This is a genomic window from Serratia aquatilis, assembly GCF_044865145.1.
GTDB lineage: Bacteria > Pseudomonadota > Gammaproteobacteria > Enterobacterales > Enterobacteriaceae > Chania > Chania aquatilis.
Genome location: NZ_CP173186.1, coordinates 2,852,103 through 2,875,468, shown reverse-complemented (window position 1 = coordinate 2,875,468; position 23,366 = coordinate 2,852,103). Strand labels below are relative to the sequence as shown.

The 23,366-nt window shown below is 51.1% G+C and carries 18 protein-coding genes; 8 read left to right on the top strand and 10 right to left on the bottom strand.

Annotated elements, in window-relative coordinates; all coding sequences use genetic code 11:
- The first annotated feature begins 56 nt into the window (after window positions 1-56).
- Window positions 57-1,334 carry a mechanosensitive ion channel family protein gene (locus SAQUA_RS12940; RefSeq protein WP_380675521.1) on the top strand — a complete coding sequence of 426 codons (1,278 nt, stop codon included), beginning with the start codon at window positions 57-59 and terminating at the stop codon, window positions 1,332-1,334.
- A gap of 262 nt (window positions 1,335-1,596) precedes the next feature.
- Here SAQUA_RS12940 and mfd read toward each other — a convergent pair whose 3' ends face one another.
- Both mfd and SAQUA_RS12930 read right to left on the bottom strand, forming a co-directional pair.
- Complete coding sequence (gene mfd / locus SAQUA_RS12935) at window positions 1,597-5,076, bottom strand: transcription-repair coupling factor (RefSeq protein ID WP_380675519.1); 3,480 nt, start codon at window positions 5,074-5,076, stop codon at window positions 1,597-1,599.
- Window positions 5,077-5,366: 290 nt separating this feature from the next.
- Window positions 5,367-6,347, bottom strand: coding sequence for a threo-3-hydroxy-L-aspartate ammonia-lyase (locus tag SAQUA_RS12930; RefSeq protein WP_380675517.1), 981 nt, complete (start codon window positions 6,345-6,347; stop codon window positions 5,367-5,369).
- A 287-nt stretch (window positions 6,348-6,634) separates the two neighbouring features.
- Here SAQUA_RS12930 and lolC point away from each other — a divergent pair, with 287 nt between their 5' ends.
- The 5 genes from lolC to cobB are packed head-to-tail and all read left to right on the top strand — an operon-like array spanning window position 6,635 to window position 11,587.
- On the top strand, window positions 6,635-7,837 hold the full coding sequence (gene lolC, locus SAQUA_RS12925; RefSeq protein WP_380675515.1) for a lipoprotein-releasing ABC transporter permease subunit LolC: 1,203 nt from the start codon (window positions 6,635-6,637) through the stop codon (window positions 7,835-7,837).
- Window positions 7,830-8,534: a lipoprotein-releasing ABC transporter ATP-binding protein LolD gene (lolD, locus tag SAQUA_RS12920; RefSeq protein WP_380675513.1), complete on the top strand. Its 705-nt coding sequence runs from the start codon at window positions 7,830-7,832 to the stop codon at window positions 8,532-8,534. Before lolC ends, lolD begins: the two co-directional genes overlap by 8 nt.
- A complete protein-coding gene (gene lolE / locus SAQUA_RS12915) occupies window positions 8,534-9,784 on the top strand; it encodes a lipoprotein-releasing ABC transporter permease subunit LolE (RefSeq protein WP_380675511.1) in 1,251 nt (416 codons plus the stop codon). Before lolD ends, lolE begins: the two co-directional genes overlap by 1 nt.
- Before the next feature lie 39 nt (window positions 9,785-9,823).
- On the top strand, window positions 9,824-10,738 hold the full coding sequence (nagK, locus tag SAQUA_RS12910; protein WP_380675509.1) for an N-acetylglucosamine kinase: 915 nt from the start codon (window positions 9,824-9,826) through the stop codon (window positions 10,736-10,738).
- A gap of 12 nt (window positions 10,739-10,750) precedes the next feature.
- Entirely contained in the window at window positions 10,751-11,587 is an 837-nt protein-coding gene (cobB, locus tag SAQUA_RS12905; RefSeq protein WP_380675507.1) for a Sir2 family NAD+-dependent deacetylase, read from the top strand.
- 84 nt (window positions 11,588-11,671) lie between these two features.
- Here the strand turns inward: cobB and potD are convergent, their stop codons facing one another.
- The 4 genes from potD to potA all read right to left on the bottom strand — a co-directional run bounded on the left by potD (window position 11,672) and on the right by potA (window position 15,548).
- Window positions 11,672-12,718, bottom strand: coding sequence for a spermidine/putrescine ABC transporter substrate-binding protein PotD (gene potD, locus SAQUA_RS12900; RefSeq protein ID WP_380675505.1), 1,047 nt, complete (start codon window positions 12,716-12,718; stop codon window positions 11,672-11,674).
- 106 nt (window positions 12,719-12,824) lie between these two features.
- The gene (gene potC, locus SAQUA_RS12895; RefSeq protein WP_380675503.1) at window positions 12,825-13,601 is read right to left on the bottom strand and encodes a spermidine/putrescine ABC transporter permease PotC; all 777 of its coding nucleotides are present in this window, start codon (window positions 13,599-13,601) and stop codon (window positions 12,825-12,827) included.
- Complete coding sequence (gene potB / locus SAQUA_RS12890; RefSeq protein ID WP_380675501.1) at window positions 13,598-14,458, bottom strand: spermidine/putrescine ABC transporter permease PotB; 861 nt, start codon at window positions 14,456-14,458, stop codon at window positions 13,598-13,600. The genes potC and potB overlap by 4 nt, the downstream gene beginning before the upstream one ends.
- Window positions 14,442-15,548 (bottom strand): spermidine/putrescine ABC transporter ATP-binding protein PotA, encoded by a 1,107-nt coding sequence (gene potA / locus SAQUA_RS12885; protein ID WP_380675499.1) that lies wholly within the window; start codon window positions 15,546-15,548, stop codon window positions 14,442-14,444. Before potA ends, potB begins: the two co-directional genes overlap by 17 nt.
- Window positions 15,549-15,898: 350 nt before the next feature.
- Between potA and pepT the strand changes: the two genes are divergently transcribed.
- On the top strand, window positions 15,899-17,146 hold the full coding sequence (pepT, locus tag SAQUA_RS12880) for a peptidase T (RefSeq protein WP_380675497.1): 1,248 nt from the start codon (window positions 15,899-15,901) through the stop codon (window positions 17,144-17,146).
- A gap of 67 nt (window positions 17,147-17,213) precedes the next feature.
- Here pepT and SAQUA_RS12875 read toward each other — a convergent pair whose 3' ends face one another.
- The 4 genes from SAQUA_RS12875 to SAQUA_RS12860 form a co-directional block, all read right to left on the bottom strand.
- Window positions 17,214-18,335 carry a JmjC domain-containing protein gene (locus SAQUA_RS12875; protein WP_380675494.1) on the bottom strand — a complete coding sequence of 374 codons (1,122 nt, stop codon included), beginning with the start codon at window positions 18,333-18,335 and terminating at the stop codon, window positions 17,214-17,216.
- A gap of 86 nt (window positions 18,336-18,421) precedes the next feature.
- Complete coding sequence (phoQ, locus tag SAQUA_RS12870; protein ID WP_380676018.1) at window positions 18,422-19,879, bottom strand: two-component system sensor histidine kinase PhoQ; 1,458 nt, start codon at window positions 19,877-19,879, stop codon at window positions 18,422-18,424.
- 5 nt (window positions 19,880-19,884) lie between these two features.
- Entirely contained in the window at window positions 19,885-20,556 is a 672-nt protein-coding gene (gene phoP / locus SAQUA_RS12865; protein WP_380675492.1) for a two-component system response regulator PhoP, read from the bottom strand.
- A gap of 457 nt (window positions 20,557-21,013) precedes the next feature.
- Window positions 21,014-21,943, bottom strand: a complete 930-nt coding sequence (locus tag SAQUA_RS12860) for a LysR substrate-binding domain-containing protein (protein ID WP_380675490.1) — start codon at window positions 21,941-21,943, stop codon at window positions 21,014-21,016.
- A 138-nt stretch (window positions 21,944-22,081) separates the two neighbouring features.
- Here SAQUA_RS12860 and dcuC point away from each other — a divergent pair, with 138 nt between their 5' ends.
- The gene (gene dcuC / locus SAQUA_RS12855; protein ID WP_380675488.1) at window positions 22,082-23,362 is read left to right on the top strand and encodes a C4-dicarboxylate transporter DcuC; all 1,281 of its coding nucleotides are present in this window, start codon (window positions 22,082-22,084) and stop codon (window positions 23,360-23,362) included.
- The last annotated feature ends 4 nt before the right edge of the window (window positions 23,363-23,366 follow it).

Sequence of the window (23,366 nt, the reverse complement as noted above, 5' to 3'; positions counted from 1 at the left end):
AACGTTTCATATTTATATGAAGGCTTTAATGGCGACGGATATAAAAGGGAACTGAAATGCAACAGCAAATAAATCAGTGGTTATTAAAGTTCAGAATAGAATACACCGATGTAATGTCATTGATGCTGGTACTTGGCGTAATCTTACTGATTTCAGTTATTATTCACTTGGTGCTGCACCGTGTGGTGTTGGCCATGATTCAACGAAATAGTCAGCAATCGCAGCGCGTATGGCAGCGAGCTATGACCGAGCACAAATTGTTTCAACGTAGTGCGCTGTTGTTGCAAGGGGTGATAATCAACGCACAAGCTTTACTGTGGTTGCGCAGTGGTAGTGGGACACAAACGTTCATTGTCACCACAACTCAAATCTGGATCATGCTGTTTTCTTTGCTGGTTTTATTCTCATTGCTTGATACGTTATTGGAAGTGCTAAATAAAAGTACTATAGCCAATCAATTGCCTTCGAAAGGTATTTTCCAGGGGGTAAAGCTGGTTGCAACAATATTTATTGGCATCATGATTGTATCTTTATTAATGGGGAGATCGCCGTTGCTTCTGCTCAGCGGTCTAGGGGCAATGACAGCGGTATTGATGCTGGTATTCAAGGATCCTATCCTAGGTTTGGTGGCGGGTATCCAGCTTTCAGCCAACAATATGCTGAAGATTGGGGACTGGTTAGAGATGCCTAAATACGGTGCTGATGGTGCGGTGGTCGATATTGGCCTCACAACGGTCAAAGTCACTAACTGGGATAATACTATTACCACTATTCCTACTTATTCATTGATTTCTGACTCCTTCAAAAACTGGCGTTCTATGTCAGAATCCGGTGGTAGACGAATTAAACGTAGCATTAATATTGATATATCCAGCGTTCATTTCCTGTCTGAAAAAGAATTAGAGCGGCTGAATGCCAATCCTCTGCTGCAACGCTACTTACAAAGCAAAATGCAAGAGGTAAACCAGCATAATTCACAGGCTGAACTGGATTTAAGCCTATCACTCAATGGCCGAAGACTGACCAATATAGGTACGCTGCGTGCCTACCTGTCGTCTTACTTACGAACACATCCCAATATTCATCAACAGATGACGCTAATGGTACGGCAATTAGCGCCAGGGCCTGAAGGAGTGCCATTGGAGATTTATGCTTTTACCAACACCACCGCGTGGGCTGAATATGAGGCGATCCAAAGTGATATTTTCGATCATATTTTCGCGGTAATCGATGAGTTTAATCTGAGGATCCACCAGACGCCTACAGGTAATGATGTACGCACTATTTTTATCAATCAGGCAGATAAGACGGGTGTTGAAACGACTTTAGTCTAAATAAATCGCCTATACCCGTCGCCCTTCAAGCTGCAGGGTGTTGGCTGCGCCCTGTTACCCCAGCCACATAGTGGGCTATGCTACTGGGGTCTAGGGTGCTTGCCGCCTACAAGCAAATCGAATTATTTTGTGTATAGGACCACAAAAGTGCAGTGCGTTTTTGAACAGTGCTTGCGCTGACACAGCCTAATCAGTATGCAACCAACACCCATGCAACTTGAGGCTGCCAGGGTGTTGGCTGTGAAGGGAAGGGGTATTCCTATCATGCCGGCAACGTATGTTCCCGGAAGGATCCCAGTAACTCCTCGATAAATTTCAGGCGGGCCGGGCGGTCGGAAAGATCCAGCATAAACTTCAGCTTGGTTGGGCCATCTAGGCGATAAACTTGCGGCTTACTTTGTAGCAAACCAATCAGATAAGCGGGGTCGACGCGGTTTTTCTCGCCAAACTCGATAAACCCGCCGCGTTCATTGCCTTCAATGCGTTTGATCCCCAGCCTCTGCGCATCTTGACGTATGGCGGCACTTTGCAACAGGTGACGAGCAGCGTCGGGCAACAAACCGAAGCGGTCGATCAGTTCTACTTTCAACTCTTCCAGTTCTCCGACATTTTTGGCGCTGGCAATGCGTTTGTAGAAGGATAACCGGGTATTCACGTCCGGGATAAAATCATCGGGTAGCAGAGCAGGCATACGCAGCTCCACTTCGGTCAGGCTACTGGTGAGATCTTCTAGCGAAGGTTCTCGCCCATTCTTCAAAGCGTCCACGGCGCTTTCCAATAGCTCCATATACAGCGAGAAACCCACGGTCGTCATTTGACCGCTCTGATCTTCGCCCAGCAATTCTCCCGCGCCGCGTATTTCCAAGTCGTGCGTCGCCAGTGCGAACCCAGCCCCTAAATCTTCCAGGGTGGCAATGGCCTCAAGACGTTTTTGTGCATCAACGCTCATAGCTTTAGGCGTTGGTGTTAACAGATAAGCGTAAGCCTGATGGTGCGAACGCCCCACGCGCCCGCGCAGTTGGTGTAACTGTGCCAGCCCAAAGCGGTCTGCACGCTCGATGATAATGGTATTGGCGCTTGGGATATCGATACCGGTTTCTATAATGGTGGTACAGACCAACACGTTGAAACGCTGGTGGTGAAAATCGTTCATCACTCTTTCCAGATCCCGCTCGCGCATTTGGCCGTGGCCGATGGCAATACGCGCCTCAGGTACCAGTTCTGCCAGCTTCAGTGCCGCTTTATCGATGTTTTCTACGTCGTTGTAGAGGTAGTACACCTGCCCCCCACGCAGCACTTCACGCAGAATGGCTTCGCGTACTACCAGACTGTCGTACTCGCGTACAAAGGTTTTTACCGCTAGGCGGCGGGCTGGTGGGGTAGCAATGATCGAAAGATCGCGCATACCGCTCATGGCCATATTCAACGTACGCGGGATCGGGGTGGCGGTTAGTGTCAGAATATCCACGTCGGCGCGCATCGCTTTGATGCGCTCTTTGTGGCGCACGCCAAAGCGGTGCTCTTCATCAACAACCAACAGACCTAAATCTTTCCAGCGCAGATCGCTCTGCAGTAGCTTATGCGTCCCGATGAGAATATCGACTTTGCCTTCAGCCGTTTCTTGCAAAATCTGTTGCTGTTCCTTGGCGCTGCGGAAGCGTGACATCATTTCAATGCGTATTGGCCAGGTGGCAAAGCGATCGCGGAAGTTATCGAAATGCTGTTGCGCCAACAGCGTAGTGGGCACCAAAACCGCCACCTGTTTACCATTTTCAACCGCCAGAAACGCGGCCCGCATCGCCACTTCGGTTTTGCCAAAGCCTACGTCGCCACACACTAGCCGATCCATCGCCAGCGGTTGGCACATATCGCTCAGTACCGCGTTGATAGCCTGTTCCTGATCGGGGGTTGTCTCGAAAGGAAATGCCTGGCAGAACAGTTGGTATTGCTCCCGATTATGCTTAAACGCAAAACCGGATTTTGCCGCGCGTTGGGCGTAGATATCCAACAGTTCGGCTGCAACGTCACGCACGCGTTCGGCGGCTTTCTGCCGGGCTCGCGACCAGGCATCGCCACCCAGTTTGTGTAGTGGGGCATTTTCGTCAGCCCCGCCTGAGTAACGGCTGATCAGGTGCAGCGAGGAAACCGGTACATACAATTTGTCTTCACCGGCATAGGCGAGGATCAGATACTCCGCCTTGATACCACCTGCCTCCAAGGTTGTCAGGCCGACATAGCGGCCAACACCGTGCTCCAGATGCACCACCGGCTGCCCGGGGCGGAGTTCCGCCAGGTTGCGGATCAGCGTATCGGTATTAATGGTGCGGCGGTTATCCTGCCGACGGCGGCTGACCCGTTCGCCAAGCAGATCGCTCTCGCAAATCAAGGCCCGCTCGCGCAGGGTATCAAGGAAGCCGCGCTCAGAGGCTCCAACCATCATATAACGGCCCGGTGCTTCGACTTCGTCCAGGCGCTGTATCAGGCTGGTACTCAGCTTGATACGGCCAAGCAGTTCTTGCAGGGTCTCGCGGCGGCCTTCACTTTCTACCGAGAAAATGACGCTGCCGGTGAAACTTTCAATGAATCGGCGCAGATTATCCAGCGGTGCCTTCTGTTGCGCCTGCACAGCCAGTTCCGGCAGCGTCTGATAGCCCAAATTGGTACAGCCCGCCTTGGCAGGCAGTTCTTCGGTCTTCAGTGCTATGCGGGGCCAGGCTTTCAACTCGCTAAATAACGCATCAACGCGTAGCCATAAGCTATCTGGCGCAACCAGTGGCCGCATTGGGTCGATGCGCCGGTTCTCGTAACGCTGATTGACATCAAGCCAGAAACGTTCTGCTGCACTCTCCAGATTGCCGGTATTAACGATTAGCGTATTCGCCGGCAGGTAGCTGAACAGGGACGGTAACGGTTGGCTGAAGAATAGGGGTTGCCAGTATTCAATACCCGCAGGCCAAGTGCCTTTGCTCACTTGCTGGTAAATATGTTCGGCGTCGCGACGAACTTCAAACTGTTCGCGCCATTGGCTGCGGAACAGCTCAATGGCGGTTTTATCGGTTGGGAACTCATGAGCTGGCAGCAAATTGATGGCATTGACTTCGTTCAACGTGCGTTGAGTATCGACATCAAAAGTACGCAAGCTGTCGATCTCATCATCGAAGAAGTCGATGCGGTAGGGTTCTTCGCTACCCATGGGGTATAAGTCGAGTAGAGCCCCACGTGTAGCGAACTCACCGTGTACCATAACCTGATCGACGCTGCGGTATCCGGCTTGCTCCAATTGGCTACGCAACAGATCCCTTGATAGCCGTTGCCCCTTTTCCATTACCAGTGCGTGCCCGTGCAGGAATTCATGTGGGCACACACGCTGCATCAACGTGTTCACCGGCAGAATAATAATCCCGCGCGCCATGGTTGGCAGTTGGTACAGGCTGGAAAGGCGCGCAGAGATGATTTCCTGGTGCGGAGAGAAACTGTCGTATGGCAGGGTTTCCCAGTCCGCCAGCGTGGTGACCATCTGATCGGTAAATTGCTGGATTTCGTCCCGTAGCCGCAACGCGTTTTGCATATCCGGTGCAATGAGCATCACGGGGCCGGGATGACGCTCGACGATCTCGGCACATTCAACGGCACAGGCTGAACCGGTGAGTTGACCTAGCTGGCGTAAATCGCCTGCACGATCGGGTAAAGAGTAACGGGAAGAGGGCGATGCGGAACTGCGGCTATTATCTTGAATGCTCATTCAGTTATCTTTAATCAATGGATTGAATATACCCGTCGTTTTTCAAGCCGCAGAAGGTGTGTTCCTGGCCGATTTGCCGGTCAGTTGTTGCTTATCTGCTACCTTGAGTCACTCGGATAAAACAGTTTTTGTGGTGTTCACCGTGGTGATTGACGCATGAAGACCACAAAATCCTGTCCGTCAGGCGGAAATAGCAACGCGCCTTTACCCTGTTATACTAGCCCAGCGGCCAATAAACTGACACAGGTAAAAGCGCGTGGTTCAGGTTTGCCGGCGGTTATTTCACCAACTTATTCGCGTGCCATGCTGAGGTATTGCTCGATTTTGTCCACATCCACATTTCCGCCACTGACGATCACCCCAACTTTTTTGCCGTGCAGGTCGATCAGTCGATTCATGGCCGCAGCCGCAGCCAAGCAACCGGTGGGCTCGACGACGATTTTCATCCGTTCCATGAAGAAGCGCATTTGCTGGCATAACTGCTTGTCGGTCACCGTCAGAATATCTTCCACATACTGTTGAATGATGGGGAAGGTGAGTTGACCGACCTGTTGAGTTTGCGCGCCATCGGCAATGGTTAGCGGTACTGGTATATGGACCCGGTTTCCACTTCTGAGGGATTGTTGTACATCATTGCCAGCAAGGGGCTCCACGCCAAAGACCCGGCAGCCTGGTGACCAGTGGTGTGCTGCCACCGCACAGCCAGAGAGCAAACCGCCGCCACCGGTGCAGACCAACAGAATATCCAGTTGCCCAACCTCTTCTATCAGTTCTTTTGCAGCAGTCCCTTGGCCTGCAATAACCTGCGGATAATTGTAAGGCGGGATCACCGTTAAGCCCTGCTCAGTAGCCAATCTTTCAGCAATCGCCTCTCGGTCTTCGCTGTGGCGCTGGTAGATAACGACATTGGCCCCGTAACCGCGTGTTGCCGCCAGTTTGGTGGCTGGAGCGTCATGTGGCATCACGATGGTGGCATTAACTCCAAGCTCGCGTGCCGCCAGCGCTATCGCCTGGGCGTGGTTGCCAGATGAGAAGGCAATCACGCCTGCTCGGCGCTGTGTCTGGGTCAATTGACTGATGGCGTTATAGGCACCACGGAATTTAAAAGCCCCAATACACTGGAAGTTTTCGCACTTGAAAAACAGCCGTGCACCAGCGATTTCATCGGCCTGATGCGATGTCATAACCGGTGTGCGGATTGCATGACCTTGCAGGATTTCAGCAGCTTTGGCGATATCGCTGGCAGTAATACAGTGCGGCGTTGTGTTCATGGCGACCTCGTTTGTGGGAAAACGGATTGAATCAACTTGTTGAAGCGCTTGACGAAAATTACTATCAAAAGGTTGAGTTGATAAGTGATCTCGAACAAGAAAATGCCTGATTATTTTGGAGATGAAGAAGGGGGGAGTGATAGATGGCCCAGCGCTGAGAATATCAGATTTTCGTCCTGAACCATGCTGACAGAGAGAATAAAACGGGCCGGGTGGTTCCATAAACAGGGTAGAGCCTTTATTATCCTTGATCACTTTGCTTAAGCTACGGCAACAAAACGGATTTCATGTATCAACCTGTCGCGTTATTTATTGGCCTGCGTTATATGCGCGGGCGTGCTTCAGACCGTTTCGGGCGGTTTGTTTCCTGGCTCTCCACCATTGGCATTACGCTGGGGGTGATGGCTTTGGTCACCGTACTTTCGGTGATGAACGGTTTCGAGAAAGGTCTCGAAAACAACATTCTGGGTTTAATGCCACAAGCGCTGATCACTAGCAAGCAAGGGTCGATCAATCCTGAACAGCTTCCCGTATCTGCGATACAGGGGCTACAAGGGGTTTCGCGTATTGCCCCCTTAACTACCGGCGATGTGGTGCTACAAAGCGCCCGTAGCGTGGCCGTTGGCGTGATCCTGGGCGTTAACCCGGATGAGGCCGATCCATTAACCCCTTATCTGGTCAACGTTAAGCAGCAGCAACTGCAGCCTGGCCAATATAACCTGATCCTCGGTGAACAACTTGCGGGGCAGTTGGGCGTCAAGCGTGGTGACCAGTTGCGCCTGATGGTGCCGAGTGCCAGCCAGTTCACACCGATGGGCCGCATCCCAAGCCAACGTCTGTTTACGGTGATTGGTACTTTCCACGCCAATAGCGAAGTGGATGGCTATCAGTTACTGGCAAATCAGCAGGATGTTGCGCGCCTGATGCGTTATCCGGCGGGCAACATCACCGGTTGGCGCCTCTTCCTGCAGCAACCGTTGGCCGTGGATACGCTCAGCCAACAAACGTTGCCGCAAGGTGCCGTTTGGAAAGACTGGCGTGAGCGTAAGGGCGAGTTGTTCCAGGCGGTGCGCATGGAGAAAAACATGATGGGGCTGTTACTTAGCCTGATAGTTGCGGTTGCCGCCTTTAACATTATTACTTCACTGGGCCTGTTGGTGATGGAAAAACAGGGTGAAGTGGCTATTCTGCAAACACTGGGCCTGACGCGGCGCCAGATTATGTTGGTTTTCATGGTTCAGGGGGCCAGTGCAGGGATTATTGGCTCACTGTTGGGCACCCTGTTGGGCGTTTTACTGGCGACCAACCTGAACAGCCTGATGCCAATGCTGGGTGCATTGATTGATGGCGCTTCACTGCCGGTGGCGGTCGAACCGCTACAGGTGACTCTGATTGCCGTGGTGGCAATGGCGATCTCTCTGTTATCCACGCTTTACCCTTCATGGCGCGCTGCCGCCGTACAACCCGCTGAGGCTTTACGTTATGAGTAACCATCTTTTGCTGCAGTGTGACAACCTGTGCAAGACCTATCAGGAAGGCAATCTGCAGACCGATGTGCTGCGCAACGTCAGTTTTGCTATGCAACCGGGCGAAATGATGGCTATCGTCGGGAGTTCGGGGTCAGGTAAGAGCACTCTGCTGCACCTGCTCGGCGGGTTGGATTCCCCCACTTCGGGCGAAGTGATCTACAAAGGGCAGTCCCTGAATTCACTCTCGTCCACTGCCAAAGCGGAACTGCGCAACCGCCAACTGGGTTTTATCTACCAGTTCCATCATCTGTTACCGGACTTCACCGCGCTGGAAAACGCGGCAATGCCGTTGCTGATTGGTGGTATGAAACCAGCGTTGGCACAGGACAAAGCGCTGGAGATGCTGACCGCTGTCGGATTGGAAAAGCGTAGCAAGCATCGTCCATCCGAACTTTCCGGCGGGGAACGCCAACGTGTGGCGATAGCCCGTGCGCTGGTGAACAATCCATCACTGGTACTGGCGGATGAACCGACCGGTAATCTGGATAAGCGGACTGCAGACAGTATTTTCGATTTACTGGGTGAATTAAACGTGCGCCAGGGCACCGCGTTTCTGGTTGTTACTCATGATTTGCAACTGGCCAAGCGCCTGAGTCGCCAACTGGAAATGACAGATGGGCAATTGCAAGACCAACTTACCCTGATGGGGGCTGACTAATGAGCGTATCGCCACTTTCATTGCTGATGGCGTTGCGTTTCAGCCGTGGCCGGCGGCGTGGCGGCATGGTTTCACTGATTTCGGTCATCTCAACCATTGGTATCGCTTTGGGAGTAGCGGTGCTCATCGTTGGCCTGAGCGCCATGAACGGCTTTGAGCGCGAATTGCAGAACCGCATTTTGGCGGTAGTGCCGCACGGCGAGATCGAACCGGTCAATCAGCCATTCACCGACTGGCCTGAAATCCTGCAGCGGATTGAGAAAGTGCCGGGTATTTTAGCAGCAGCACCCTATATCAACTTTACCGGGCTGATGGAAAACGGAGCGCAACTGCGTGCGGTACAGGTAAAGGGAGTTGATCCCGAACAGGAAAGTCAACTCAGTGCGTTGCCTAAGTATGTCAAAGATAATGCCTGGGCCAATTTTAAAAGCGGCGAGAACCAGGTGATCCTCGGGCAGGGCGTCGCTGAAGCGCTTGGGGTGCAGCAAGGTTCTTATGTTACGGTAATGATCCCGAACAGTGACCCTGAAATGAAACTGCTGCAGCCGAAACGTATTCGCCTGCACGTCACCGGTATTTTGCAATTAAGTGGCCAACTCGATCACAGTCTGGCAATGGTGCCGCTGGCGGATGCTCAACAGTATCAGGATATGGGCGACAGCGTGACCGGGATTGCTATCAAGGTCAACGATGTGTTTAAGGCCAATAAACTGGTGCGCGATGCCGGTGAGGTCACCCATTCCTATGTATATATCAAGAGCTGGATTGGCACCTTCGGCTACATGTATCGCGATATCCAAATGATCCGCGCCATCATGTATCTGGCGATGGTATTGGTGATAGGTGTGGCCTGCTTCAATATTGTCTCTACGCTGGTGATGGCGGTGAAAGACAAAAGCAGTGATATTGCCGTGCTGCGTACCCTGGGAGCCAAAGACGGTTTTATCCGCGCCATCTTCATCTGGTATGGTCTGTTGGCCGGGCTGGTGGGGAGTTTGAGTGGTGTGGTGGTAGGGGTGATTGCCTCGATGCAACTGACCAATATCATCAAAGGGATCGAAAAGCTGATCGGTCACTCTTTCCTGTCTGGAGATATCTATTTTATCGACTTCCTGCCGTCTGAATTGCACTGGCTGGATGTGGTTATCGTATTGGCAACGGCACTGGTGCTCAGCCTATTGGCCAGTTGGTATCCTGCCCGGCGCGCAAGCCGCATCGACCCAGCCAGGGTACTGAGTGGGCAATCATGAATGCGCGATAGCACACCATTTTTATCCTGAGGGAACTCGATGTACTACGGTTTCGACATAGGCGGTACCAAGATCGAAATGGGCGTATTCGATGCCAATTTGCAGCAGATCTGGCAAAAACGGCTGCCGACGCCCCGTGATAATTATCGGCAACTGTTGGCTGTATTACGCGATATGACCGTTGAAGCCGATGCGTTTTGTGGCATGCAGGGTTCGGTGGGCCTAGGGATCCCTGGGTTACCGAATGAGGATGGTACCCTGTTTACTGCCAATGTTCCGGCGGCGATGGGGCAAGCGCTGCCGCGCGATCTGAGTGCGCTGATTGGTCGTGAAGTGAAGGTAGACAATGACGCCAACTGCTTCACGCTCTCGGAGGCCTGGGACCAGGAGTTCCGGCGCTACCCGACGGTTCTGGGTATTATTTTGGGTACTGGCGTTGGCGGTGGTTTGATCGTTAATGGTAAGGTGCTGTCCGGGCGTAATTATATCGCTGGGGAATTTGGTCATTTGCGCTTGCCAGTGGATGCGCTGGAAGTGCTGGGGCGGGATATTCCGCGCGTTGCCTGCGGTTGTGGCCACGGTGGCTGTATCGAAAATTACATTTCGGGGCGTGGATTTGAATGGATGTACGCGCATTTCTATCAGCAACAGTTGCCCGCAAAGCAAATCATTGCGCACTATCGGGCGGGTGAACCACAGGCGGTGGCTCATGTTGATAGATTCCTGGAGGTCTTGGCAATTTGTCTGGGTAATTTACTGACTATAATTGATCCTCATCTGCTAGTGATCGGTGGTGGTTTGTCGAATTTCGCCGAAATCTATCAGGCATTACCCCTGCGCCTGCCAGCCCATCTGTTACGCGTGGCTAAACTGCCGCGCATTGAGAAGGCTCGTTACGGCGATGCGGGTGGTGTTCGCGGGGCTGCGTTCCTCAATTTGCTGGAAAGTCATTAATAAGGAGAGTTCATGCACACTCGCCATAGGCTGTGTCAGTTTCGAAAGAGTAAGCATGTGCTGCATCAGCGCTTTCGCTCACGCATTTTTCATCGCGATACTATGGCCGCGGCGGAGCTTAAAAAACCCTTTGTGGTGGTGCTGACGGGCGCAGGTATTTCTGCCGAGTCCGGCATCCGTACTTTCCGCGCTGCCGATGGGTTGTGGGAAGAACATCAGGTAGAAGATGTAGCTACTCTGGATGGTTTTAAACGCGATCCGGCATTGGTTCAATCGTTTTACAATGCTCGCCGTCGTCAGTTACAACAACCCGGTATTGCCCCTAATGCCGCACACCGTGTACTGGCCGATCTGGAAGAGTGGCTAGGAGACAACTTCCTGCTGGTGACGCAAAATATTGATAACCTGCATGAGCGGGCGGGAAGCAAACGGGTATTGCATATGCACGGTGAGCTCCTCAAAGTGCGTTGTACCAGTTCGGGACAAGTGTTCGAATGGCATGAAGATCTGGACGTTGAAGAGCGCTGCCACTGCTGCCAGTTTCCCGCCCCATTAAGGCCGCATGTGGTTTGGTTTGGTGAAATGCCGTTGGGGATGAACGAGATCTACGAGGCATTGGCCAAAGCCGACTTCTTCGTAGCGATTGGTACCTCGGGCAATGTTTACCCGGCGGCAGGCTTTGTTCATGAGGCACGACTGGGTGGCGCCTATACCATGGAACTGAATCTGGAGCCCAGTCAGGTAGAAAGCCAGTTCGAAGAGAAACATTATGGCTTGGCCAGTGAAATTGTGCCGCGTTTTGTACACAAATTCCTGATGGGTAAGGTCGAACGGGCGGATAAGGCATAACAACGCTGACGCTGGTTTTTGTTACCCCAGTTTAAACGCCCCCTTCTCTATAAGAGAAGGGGGCGTTTAAACGATTCGCGTTAATCAGCGCCCGGCTTTCAACTGCTGGAAATAGGTTTCATACAACGTGCTGGTTTCGCCTACGTCATTCTGCCACTCGCCGTTCTCAATCACGGCATCATCTGGATACAATGATTTGTCGTTGGCGATTTCTTTCGGCAGCAGTTTTCTAGCAGCCAGATTGGGGGTTGGGTAACCGATGGTCTGCGCGACCTGTAACGCAATTTCCGGACGTAACAGGAAGTTGATTAACTTTAGCGCTCCGTCGACATTTTTAGCGTTCGCTGGAATGGCAAGGCTATCCATCCAGAAAATGCCACCTTCTTTTGGCCAAACGATATCAAGCGGTATGCCAGCCTGTCGCGCCACATAGGCTGAGCCGTTCCACAGCATCCCCAGGTTCACTTCACCTTCCATATAAGGATTACCGGGATTATCGGAATTAAAGGCTAGCACGTTAGGCATCAGCTTCTTCAGTTCGTTATAAGCAGCCTCGATCTGTTTAGGATCGGTGGTATTGCCTGAATAACCGAGTTTACGCAGCGCGATCTGGAACACCTCGCGGGCGTCATCAGTCAGCAGCAGACTGCCTTTGTATTCCGGTTTCCACAGGTCGGCCCAGGAGGTGACGCTTTTCGAGTCGATAGCATCGGTATTCACGCCAATGGCGGTAGCGCCCCAAATATAGGGAATGGAGAAGTCATTATGCGGATCGAAGGATTTGTTCAATAGGCCGGGATCGAGATCTTTAAAATTACTGAGCTTACTCTTGTCGATCTTTTGCAACATTCCCTCTTTACTCATCTTGGCGATGAAATAGGTTGAGGGCACCACCAGATCATACGCGCCGTCCTTGTAGGTTTTTAACTTGGCGTACATGCTTTCGTTGGATTCGTAGGTGGAGTAAATCACCTTGATGCCGGTCTCTTTGGTGAACTGTTCTAACAGACCCGGTGGGACATATTCAGTCCAGTTATAGAAATAGAGCGTTTTGCCGTCATCGGCAGCATTTGCAGAGAAAATGCTCAGTGCCATCACCCCGGTGGCGAGCAGATGTGACCACTTTTTCATTGATACATCCTTCAGCAGTGATTTCGAATTTCAGTATATCCCCGGGCCCTTCAAGTTGCAGGGGAGTGACTTCTAAAAACAAAGGTGCTTTTTGCCATACGATAAATCAGCGCGTATGGCGATCGCGCAGTACCAGTTGGCTGGTGACAACCAATATCAGTGATAACAGCAATAGAATGGTCGCCAGCGCATTGACCTCGGGCGATACGCCGACTTTGACCATTGAGTAGATCTTTAACGGCAGGATTTCATAGCTTGGCCCAGTCACGAACGAAGAAACCACCACATCGTCCATCGACAGAGTGAAACTCAATAACCAACTGGCGGCGATGGCGGGCATTGCCAGTGGCAGAATGATTTTGCGCAGAATGACAACTTCACTGGCCCCGAGATCGCGTGCTGCTTCAAGCATTTTCACGTCAAAGCCCTTCAGGCGGGAATAAACGGTGACAACCACAAATGGTAAGCAGAAGGTGATGTGTGAAACAAACAATGACCAGAAGCCTAACGAGATCCCCAACAGCATAAACAGCACCAGCAGCGAGATCGCCATCACTATATCGGGCGACATCATTACCACAAACAGCATACCGCTGACGAAAGGCTTGCCACGAAAACGGTAACGGTAGAGTGCAACAGCCGTCAGCGAGCCGATCAGCGTAGCAAAGCTGGCTGATAGTGTCGCCATGATCAGCGAGTGGCCTGCCGCCTGTAACAGACTGTCGTTATTGATCAACGTGCTGTACCAATTGGTGGTAAAACCCTGCCAGTTGATGCCAAAGCGCGAGGTGTTGAACGAGTTAACGATCAGGATCACGATGGGGATATAGAGATAGGCGTAAATCAGGGCCATGAATCCGCTGCGCAATAGGCGACCAATCATTCCAACTCCCCCTTTTTATTTAGCAACCTGGCGGCGCGGTAGTAGATCCACAGCATCAGCCCCATAATTAACGTCAGGCAAATACTGGTGGCAGCGCCAAATGGCCAGTCGCGGATGTTCAGGAACTGGCTTTTGATCACACTGCCAATCAGCAGGTTTTTGGCTCCTCCCATCAAATCTGCTACATAGAACAGGCCCATGGCGGGGAGCAGTACTAACAGACAGCCGGCAATGATCCCAGGCATGGTCAGTGGAATAATGATGCGAATAAACGTCTGTAATTTGCTGGCACCAAGATCGCGTGCAGCTTCGATACAGGATTTATCTAGCTTTTCCAGGCTGGAGTAGAGCGGCATCACCATAAAGGGCAGCAGGATGTAGATCAGGCCGATGATCACCGCCTCGGAGGTGTACATAATGCGAAACGGCGTATCGATTAATCCGCTCCACAGCAGGAATTCGTTCAAGTAACCACGGGTGCTCAGGAACAACTTGAGACCATAAATGCGGATCAGCGAGTTTGTCCAGAACGGGACGATCAGCAGGAACAGTAGCAGTGGCCGTATTTTTTGTGGCAGTTGTGCCAGAATGTAGGCAAAAGGATAACCGAGCAGCAGGCAACACAATGTGGCGATCAGCGCCATATTCAACGAGTGCAGCATCACCTGCGCGTAGAGTGGGTCAAACAGGCGCAGATAGTTATCCAGAGTGAATACCATCTTTACCAGGTTGGCGTCGTCGCGTGTCAGGAAACTGGTACCGATAATCATCAGATTCGGGATAAAGACAAACAGAACGAGCCAGGCAACGGCGCCGCCGATCACCAGATTCTGAAATATATTACGCGATTTCTTCATCGACGAGCACCACCTCCCAGCTTTCTACCCAGGTTAACGCCATCTTCTGGTTCAGCGAGTGGTCGAAGTCTGGGTCATCTTCATTGAAGAACTCATTGACCATCACCATTTTGCCGTTTTCCAGTTCAACTACGGATTCCAGTGTCATACCTTTATAGTTACGTTCGCGTACATAGCCAATCAACCCATCGATCTGCTCGCCGTCATTAACTTCCTCAACGCGTAAGTCTTCAGGGCGCAGCAGAACTTTTAGCGATTGCCCTGGCTCAACCGGCAGGGTCGCGTAGATATCACACTCACGGCCTTCCACGCGGGCTCGCACCCGTTGAGGATCCAGGCGCTGTAACACGGTGGCATCAAAAATATTGATCTCGCCTATAAAACTGGCCACAAATAGGTTGGTGGGTTCTTCATAAATCTCTCTTGGCGTCCCGTCTTGCTCGATCCGCCCGTCGCGCATCACCACAATACGGTCCGACATGGTCAAGGCTTCTTCCTGATCGTGCGTAACGAAAATAAAAGTGATGCCCAGTTGACGCTGTAGTGCTTTCAGCTCGTTCTGCATCTGTTTACGCAACTTATAGTCCAGCGCAGAAAGTGATTCATCCAACAGCAGCACCTTGGGCTTATTCACTACGGCTCGAGCGATAGCCACCCGCTGTTGCTGACCGCCAGACAATTGATGTGGTCGACGTTGGGCAAACTCATCCAGTTGCACCATGCGTAGGGCTTCTTCAACGCGTGGTGTCAGCTGTGCCTCTGGCGTTTTCTGCATACGCAGGCCAAAGGCGACGTTCTCAAATACCGTCATGTGAGGGAAAAGCGCATAGCTCTGAAAGACAGTATTAACGTGGCGATGCTCGGCGGGAATGGCGGTTATATCTTGCCCCTCAAGAAAAATTTGCCCTTGATCGGCGCTTTCTAAACCGGCAATCAGCCGCAGTACCGTGGTTTTTCCGCAGCCGGACGGGCCAAGAATAGTCAAGAATTCCCCGTCGTTAATCTCAAGGTTGAGATTGTGGATGATTTCTTTGCCGTCAAAGCTTTTGCTTAGGGCATTGAGCGTTACTAGGGAGCTGTTTTCAGTCATTTTAAGAGTCTCTATCCCGTAAGGTGATGCAGATAGAACCGCCACTGGAAAAGACTGCACGAGTCTATAGGTATTTACTTTAGCTCAAAGCCAGTGACGCCAATCGAAATTTTAGGAGCGCGCATGATAGACGCTAAGGCAAAGAATGAAAAGCCAAAATGACCACAGCAGGACGCCTGTCTGAGTTTACCTGCGAAAACTTTGGTTTCAAACAATTGCTAGGCTGTGTCCCTTAAAGGGACACAGCCTAGGCTGATGATTTCGGTTAAATCTGGTTATTAATGACCTGTCTCAATATTTGATCCGGATCGGTTCCGCATAATGAACAGCGAAATTCTGAGGGCGGAATCATGGATAAACTACTCGATCGCTTTTTCAACTACGTCTCGTTCGACACACAGGCAAAAGCGAATGTCAAAAATGTGCCGAGCACCGAAGGGCAATTTAAGCTGGCGCGGGCGTTGCGGCAGGAAATGATTGAACTGGGGTTTGAACAGGTATCGCTCAGCGAACATGGCTGCGTGATGGGCACATTACCTGGCAACGTCGCCTGGTCAGTCCCGACTATCGGGTTTATTTCTCATCTTGATACCTCACCGGATTTTTCCGGTAAGAATGTCGTACCGCAAATTGTGGAAAATTATCGTGGTGGCGATATTGCTTTGGGTATTGGTGACGAAGTGTTATCGCCAGTCATGTTTCCGATCCTGCATCAAATGTTAGGGCAAACGCTGATCACTACCGATGGCAAGACGCTGCTTGGTGCAGACGATAAGGCCGGTATTGCCGAAATTCTGACCGCCATGGTGCGCCTGAAACAGAAAAATGTTCCTCACGGTGAGATTCGTGTGGCCTTTACCCCTGATGAAGAAGTCGGCAAAGGAGCTCATTTCTTTGAGGTTGACGCGTTTAATGCCGAATGGGCATATACCGTTGATGGCGGTGGTGTGGGTGAACTGGAGTGTGAGAATTTCAATGCGGCAGCGGTGACGGTTAAAATCGTCGGCAATAACGTGCATCCAGGCAGTGCCAAAGGAGTGATGGTCAACGCACTGTCGCTGGCAAGCCGTTTTCATCAGGCGCTGCCTGACGATGAAACGCCAGAGAATACCGAAGGCTACCAGGGGTTCTACCATCTGGGTAGTATCAAAGGAAACGTAGAACGTGCAGAGATGCATTACATTTTGCGTGATTTTGAGCGTGAGGGTTTTGAGGCGCGTAAACGCAAAATGATCGAAGTGGCGCAAAAAGTGGGGCGCGGCTTGCCGCGGGATTGTTATATAGAAGTGGCTATTGAGGATAACTATTACAACATGCGTGAGCAGGTTGCCAAACATCCCCATGTGATTAAGTTGGCGCAACAGGCGATGCGTGATTGTGATATCGAACCGCTGATGAAACCCATTCGCGGTGGCACCGATGGTGCGCAACTGTCATTTAAAGGGCTGCCTTGCCCTAATTTGTTCACCGGTGGCTATAATTTCCATGGCAAGCATGAGTTCATCACTTTGGAAGGTATGGAGAAGGCGGTGGCTGTTATTATGAGAATTGCCACACTCACCGCTGACCGAGCTAAGAACAAGAGCTCGTTTTCTTGATAGCATCAATAACAACATCAAATGAGGGTGATGCGCCAGTCGCATCACCCTTCATCTCTAACCGTTTCTAGTTGTTGAAATACCAGTAACCGCTGTTGATCAACTCCGTCAGCAAAGCCAGGAAAGAAGGGTCATCAATGGCTTCTCCCAGCATTTCTGCCTGGACCGTAAAGTGATTACACAGCGCATCGGCCGCTTGCAGATGCTCCGTTTCAATCAACTCACCATTTACGAAGCATTGATCCCCAACGCGCAGCACGCGCAGGCCACCCAGCCGTTGCAATGGCTCACCTTGCTGTAGCAGCTGGTAGATTTCACCTGCCTGATAAGGTGGCTCCGGTGGCGCGATGTCCAGTTCATGGCGTGACTGCGAGATAAATTCGCCAAACCAGTTCTGGAAGTGTTCTGGCTGTTGAACCAGATCGAGCATCATTTGACGCAAGCCATCGACTTCATTTGGCAGGATGCGGGCAGGGGCGTCACGCAGAGTAATGTCTGGATCGCTATAGCGATGGCTACCCAGTTCACGGGCCAAAACGTAATCAGCAAAACCACTCACCAATTCGCGGCAATTTGGTGCACGGAAACCAACAGAATAGTTAAGTGAATTTTCCAGTGAATACCCTTCGTGTGGGAAACCCGGTGGGATATACAGAATATCACCGGGCTCCATTACTTCATCAATGATGGCGTCAAACGGGGCTACCTGAAGCAGATCAGGGTGCGGGCTGTGCTGCTTCATTGGCACTTTCTCACCCACTCGCCAACGGCGGCGGCCAGTCCCCTGGATAATGAATACGTCATATTGATCAAGGTGCGGGCCAACGCCACCGCAGGGTACAGAAAACGAGATCATCAGGTCGTCCATACGCCAATCCGGCAGTTTGCGGAAGGGGAGCATTAACGCACTTGAGGCTTCATGCCAGTGATCAACGGCTTGTACCAGCAGTGACCAGTTGTTCTCACCCAGATGGTCATAGCTGTCAAACGGGCCGTGAGCCACCTGCCAATGACCTTCCTGATGACTTACCAGACGGCTGTCCACCTCATTTTCCATCGCCAACCCGGCCAACTCATCCGGAGAAATCGGATCGATAAAATTATTAAAACCGCGCTTGATGATAACTGGACGCTTTTGCCAATAACGTTGCAAAAAGTCGTTCCAGTCCAGGTCTAATTGATAATCCATTTTCTATTCCAGAATAGAGTAAGCCAGAGGGAATTATAACGGAAGTCTGGCCCAGTTGAGCGGGAACGGAGCCTGAACGACAGAATTTATTCGTGATGGTGGTGATCGTGCTGACGGGCAAAAGTCACTTCCATGCGCGCACCGCCTAACGGACTGTCACTGATGGTAATTTGCCCATCGTATTGTTCGATGATCTCCGCGGCGACCGAGAGGCCAAGACCCTGACCAGGGCGCAGAGTATCAACGCGCTGGCCGCGCTGGAAAATCAGTTCGCGTTTGCTTTTCGGGATACCTGGGCCATCATCGTCAATGAGGATAGTCAAAAATTTGTCTGAATGCCGCGAGGTGATTTCAACAAATTCCAGGCAATACTTACAGGCGTTTTCCAGCACATTGCCCATCACTTCCATAAAATCGTTTTTCTCACCGATAAATGTCACTTCAGGTGAAATGTCGAGGGTTATCGCTACACCTTTGCGCTGATAAACTTTATTTAATGCCACACACAGGCTATCAAGCAGAGCGGAAACCGAATGCATCTCACGTGTCAGAACTGTCTGCCCTGAATTGATACTGGCACGGTGCAGGTAATAACCAATCTGTTGCGAGATCCGCCCGATCTGTTCAAGCATAATCGGTTCCGCTTCTTCGATGGTGGTCTGTTTGCCGGAACGTAGCGAGCGTAGGGTGGTTTGCAATACCGCCAGCGGGGTTTTCAGGCTGTGGGTCAGATCTGACAGCGTAGTGCGATACTTGGTATAGCGCTGCCGTTCATTGCGCACCAGAATGTTAAGGTTTCGCACCAGGCTGCGTAGCTCGCTGGGGGGATTCTCATCCAGTTGTTCCCGTTCACCATTTTCCAACTGCCCCACCTGCGCGACCAGTGCTTGAATGGGGCGTAAACTCCAATAGGCTGCCAGCCACAACAGCGGCACCACCAGTAATAGGTTGGCCAGCAATACGTAGCTGAACCATTCCCAAACCACGTCTGAACGCTGGAGTTCCTGCGGGATACTGTCAACTACGACAATGGTCAGGGCAGGTAGATTTGGTGTGGCGGCATAGGTATTGACGGCGACCGAGTGGGTCAGGGCGTTCTGGTCGCTGTCATCGTAATTTTTCAACTGGTTCTGCGCTGTGGGGTTATTACCCAGCACTTTACTACTGGTCCGAGTATTGGTATCGATTTCGTAAAAACCGGACTCTTCAAGCCATTTTTTCTGAATGCGCTTTTCCAATTCAGGGACGGATCGCTGGCTCCACAACAGGTTTCCCTGCACGTCATAGATAAAGACTAAGGTTGGGGAGTTGATATCAAGTTCGGGAGGGACAGAAATAGTTAGTTTTTTATCTTTCCACTGCGCCAGGCTGAAAAACAGGTTGCTCTCACCGCGTAGCAGGCGGAAAGAGGTTTTATCAAAACTGACGATGTAACCCACAACTGCCACTAACCCATAGGACAGAGACAGTGCCAGGATCACCCCGGCAGTAGCCATTAAAAAACGAGCTCGGAGTGAGAAGGGCTTTTTATTTTTTTTGAACATCATGTTCACTTAGTATCGAAACGATAGCCCTGCCCACGTACGGTAGTGATAACTTCGTGTGGATGCTCGGCCTGCAGTTTTTTACGCAGACGGCCCATCAACACATCGATAGTGTGGCTTTCACGCAGTTCCGCATCAGGGTAGAGCTGCAACATGAGAGAATCTTTGCTCACCACTTTACCTGCGTTACGGATCAGTGTCTCGATAATCGTATATTCAAATGCGGTCAGTTTGATTTGCTGTTCGTTGACGGTGATCTCACGACGCGAAAGGTCGATCTGGAACGGCGGCAGTACGATCACTTGTGACGCCAGGCCACTGTTGCGACGCATCAGCGCTTGCATGCGGGCAATGACCTCTTCCAGATGAAACGGTTTGGTCACATAGTCATCAGCACCGGCTTCCAGCACGGCGACTTTATCCTGCCAGCTTTCACGGGCGGTCAACACCAGAATAGGTAACTTCATCTGATTAGCCCGCCAGCGGCGAATAAGGCTAAGGCCATCTTCCCCTGGCAGCCCCAGATCGACAATAGCAATATCAGGGGCATGTTCTTGCAGGAAGTAGTCGGCTTCTTTGGCATCTTCAGCGGCATCCACCTGATGGCCCATCTCGCGCATTTGCACAGAAAGGTGGTGACGCAGCAAACCATTATCTTCAACAACCAGTACTCGCATGGGGAAAGCTCCTGTTGACGTGTGGGCAAAACTTCATTTAACCGCGTTATGGGGCTACACACTTTTCAGTACGCAAGGGATAACGTCTGGATAACTGACAATGGATCCGCTTAGTGGTTTAAGTTAACAGTATGCTAGACGGGCCGCTATTGCCGCAAGAATACAGCGGAAAATCAGCGTTATCACACCAGATACTTTAAGTTTCTCAAGTTGCGCGGGGTAAGCCAGCCAACATGCAACTTGAAGTCAAGTGCATTGATTATCGTCAATCGGTAATAAACACAGGATAAACAGCGTGAAAGCAAAGGTAAACCAAACTTAAACGACATTAAACGACAGCGAGTGTGGTGCAGGTTTGAGCAGGGCGCTCGCGTCCAGTTAAAGGACACAGCCTAGCCCACCGCTTCAGTCTGGCCGATTTCTTTGCCATGGTGCAATCCCTGGTAACGGTATTGGTCTACAACAGTACAGGTGCCCAATTATACTGCTGGCAGTGCCATTTAAACTGCTCGATCATTTCAAGAGCGGCCTGGGTTAATGGTCTTTTGCGGGGATAAATCAGGCCGTAGTGCCCAACCGGCAGTAATGCATGCCCAATAGGTAATACACTCAAAACGTCGCCAAAGTTCAATTCACTAAGTCGCGCCTGAGCCAGGATCGTCAGGTAATCGCTATTGGTCACCAGTTTCATAATGCACACCATCGAGTCGGTTAAAACCGGAGCTGAAGGGTTATTGGGGTGATTAAATGGGATAAATTGCCGAATGTAGTGGTAGTAGCCCATATCTGTTTCTGGGATCAGCCACTTGGCGTCAGCCAACTCCTCCGGCGAGGAGCAGTGCATCAGCGGGTGATTTTTACGTCCCGCAATACAGAATGGTGCGTCGAATAGCGGGGTAATGATAAAATCGCCTAATGGCATATCTTCGGTCAAGGTACCGAGTGCAAAGTCGAGCCGGCCGTCGCGGAGGCTGGGTAACAATGTCGATAGTTGAGCTTCTTTAATATTAATGAGTGTTTTAGGCCGCGTTTTTTTAAAATCCCGAATCACAGCATCGAGTATGGTTATGCCAAACAGGGATGAAATGCCGAAAGCAACGCGTCCATAAGTGTTTTTATTTATTTGTTCAATTTCATCTGCGGCTTTCTCCAATTCTTCTAAAATCAGGTGAGCACGGACAGCGAACGATTTTCCAGCCTCGGTCAAGGTGATACCTTCATTACTGCGCACTAACAATGTCGCACCTAAATGATGCTCAAGTTCTTTCAATGTTCGGGTTAATGCAGGCTGTGACTGATTCATTTCTCTGGCTGCAGCACGAATACTCCCACTGCGTATAACCTCATTGAAAACCTTAATTTGCTGCAGCTTAGGTAAATATCGCATTTTAGTCCCTATCAGCTTTTATTATCATGGTAAGAGTAATAGCATCGCTATCCATCATCATTCATTGCGCAAAATCAAAAGAACCTGGCAGTAATATCAGCAACACTAGAATGACTTTTTTAAAATGGAAATAATCCAATGCTAACTATTACTCTGGGGATATTGGTACTCATTGCGACCATTGTATTATTAGTCAGGCGCTATGACACCAGAACCACACTTATTGGTGCAGGGATAATACTCTGTATTCTCTCATTGTCACCGATGAATGCGTTTAGTGCTTTTTCGGATCGGATGTCCACCTCTGGACTGATTGAATCAATCTGTTCCAGCATGGGTTTTGCCTACGTTATGAAGTATACCCGATGCGATCTAGCGCTGGTGCACTTGCTGACGCGAGGCCTTTCCAAACTCGGTTTTTTACTGATCCCGGCGGCGGTTGCTGTCACCTTTGTGGTTTGCATCGCTATCCCTTCTGCGGCGGGTGTCTCCGCTGCGGTTGGTGCCACTCTGATCCCACTGCTGATTGCCGCGCGTATCCATCCGGCAATCGCCGGAGGCACGGTACTTTCCGGCACCTTGGGGGCCTATCTGAACCCCGGTGTGGCCCACAATGCCTTCATTGCCAACATATCTAAAACACCGCTGATGGACTTTGTTTTTTACCATGCTCCAATCACCATCATCTGTGGCGTGATCTGCGCAATCTGCCTGACGCTGGTGGCAATCTTTGCCAAAGAGCTCAACTATCAGCCACCAGAGGGGGCGGAGTCTGTGGCCAAGCAAGGAACCGAGCATCAAGAAATACGCGACCTGCGTTTTTACCTAAAGACTATCGCCCCCTTTTTACCGGTAGTATTACTGGTTGCCGCCGGGCTTGGTTGGTTTGGCAATACCAAAGTCAATGTGCCTGCGGCAATGATTATTGGTTCGATTTACGCATTGTTAATTACTCGCTCCACCCCCAGCGAACTGACGAAAAGCTTTTTTGATGGTATGGGTTCATCTTATGCCAATATTATGGGCATCATCATTGCGGCTGCGGTATTTATTGAAGGGTTAAGCGCAGCGGGCGTTATTAAAGGTTTTATTCAGTTACTCACCAGTTATCCAGAGTTTGCTCGTTGGGGGGGCACCTTGGGGCCTTTCTTTATGGGGCTGATTACCGGTACCGGTGATGCAACGGCATTTGCATTTAATGAAGCAGTAACGCCTCATGCCAGCAGCTTTGGTTATGAAGTTAATAATCTGGGGGCTGGAGTGATGTTGGCTTCCGCACTGGGGCGCAACATGTCACCATTGGCAGGTGCAGCCATCGTGTGCGCGGGGTTGGCTGGAGTAAATCCAGTGGAGATCGCCAAACGAACCGCCCCTGGAGCCATTGCCGCGGTGCTCTTTATCGCCATCTTTTTCTTATAAACGG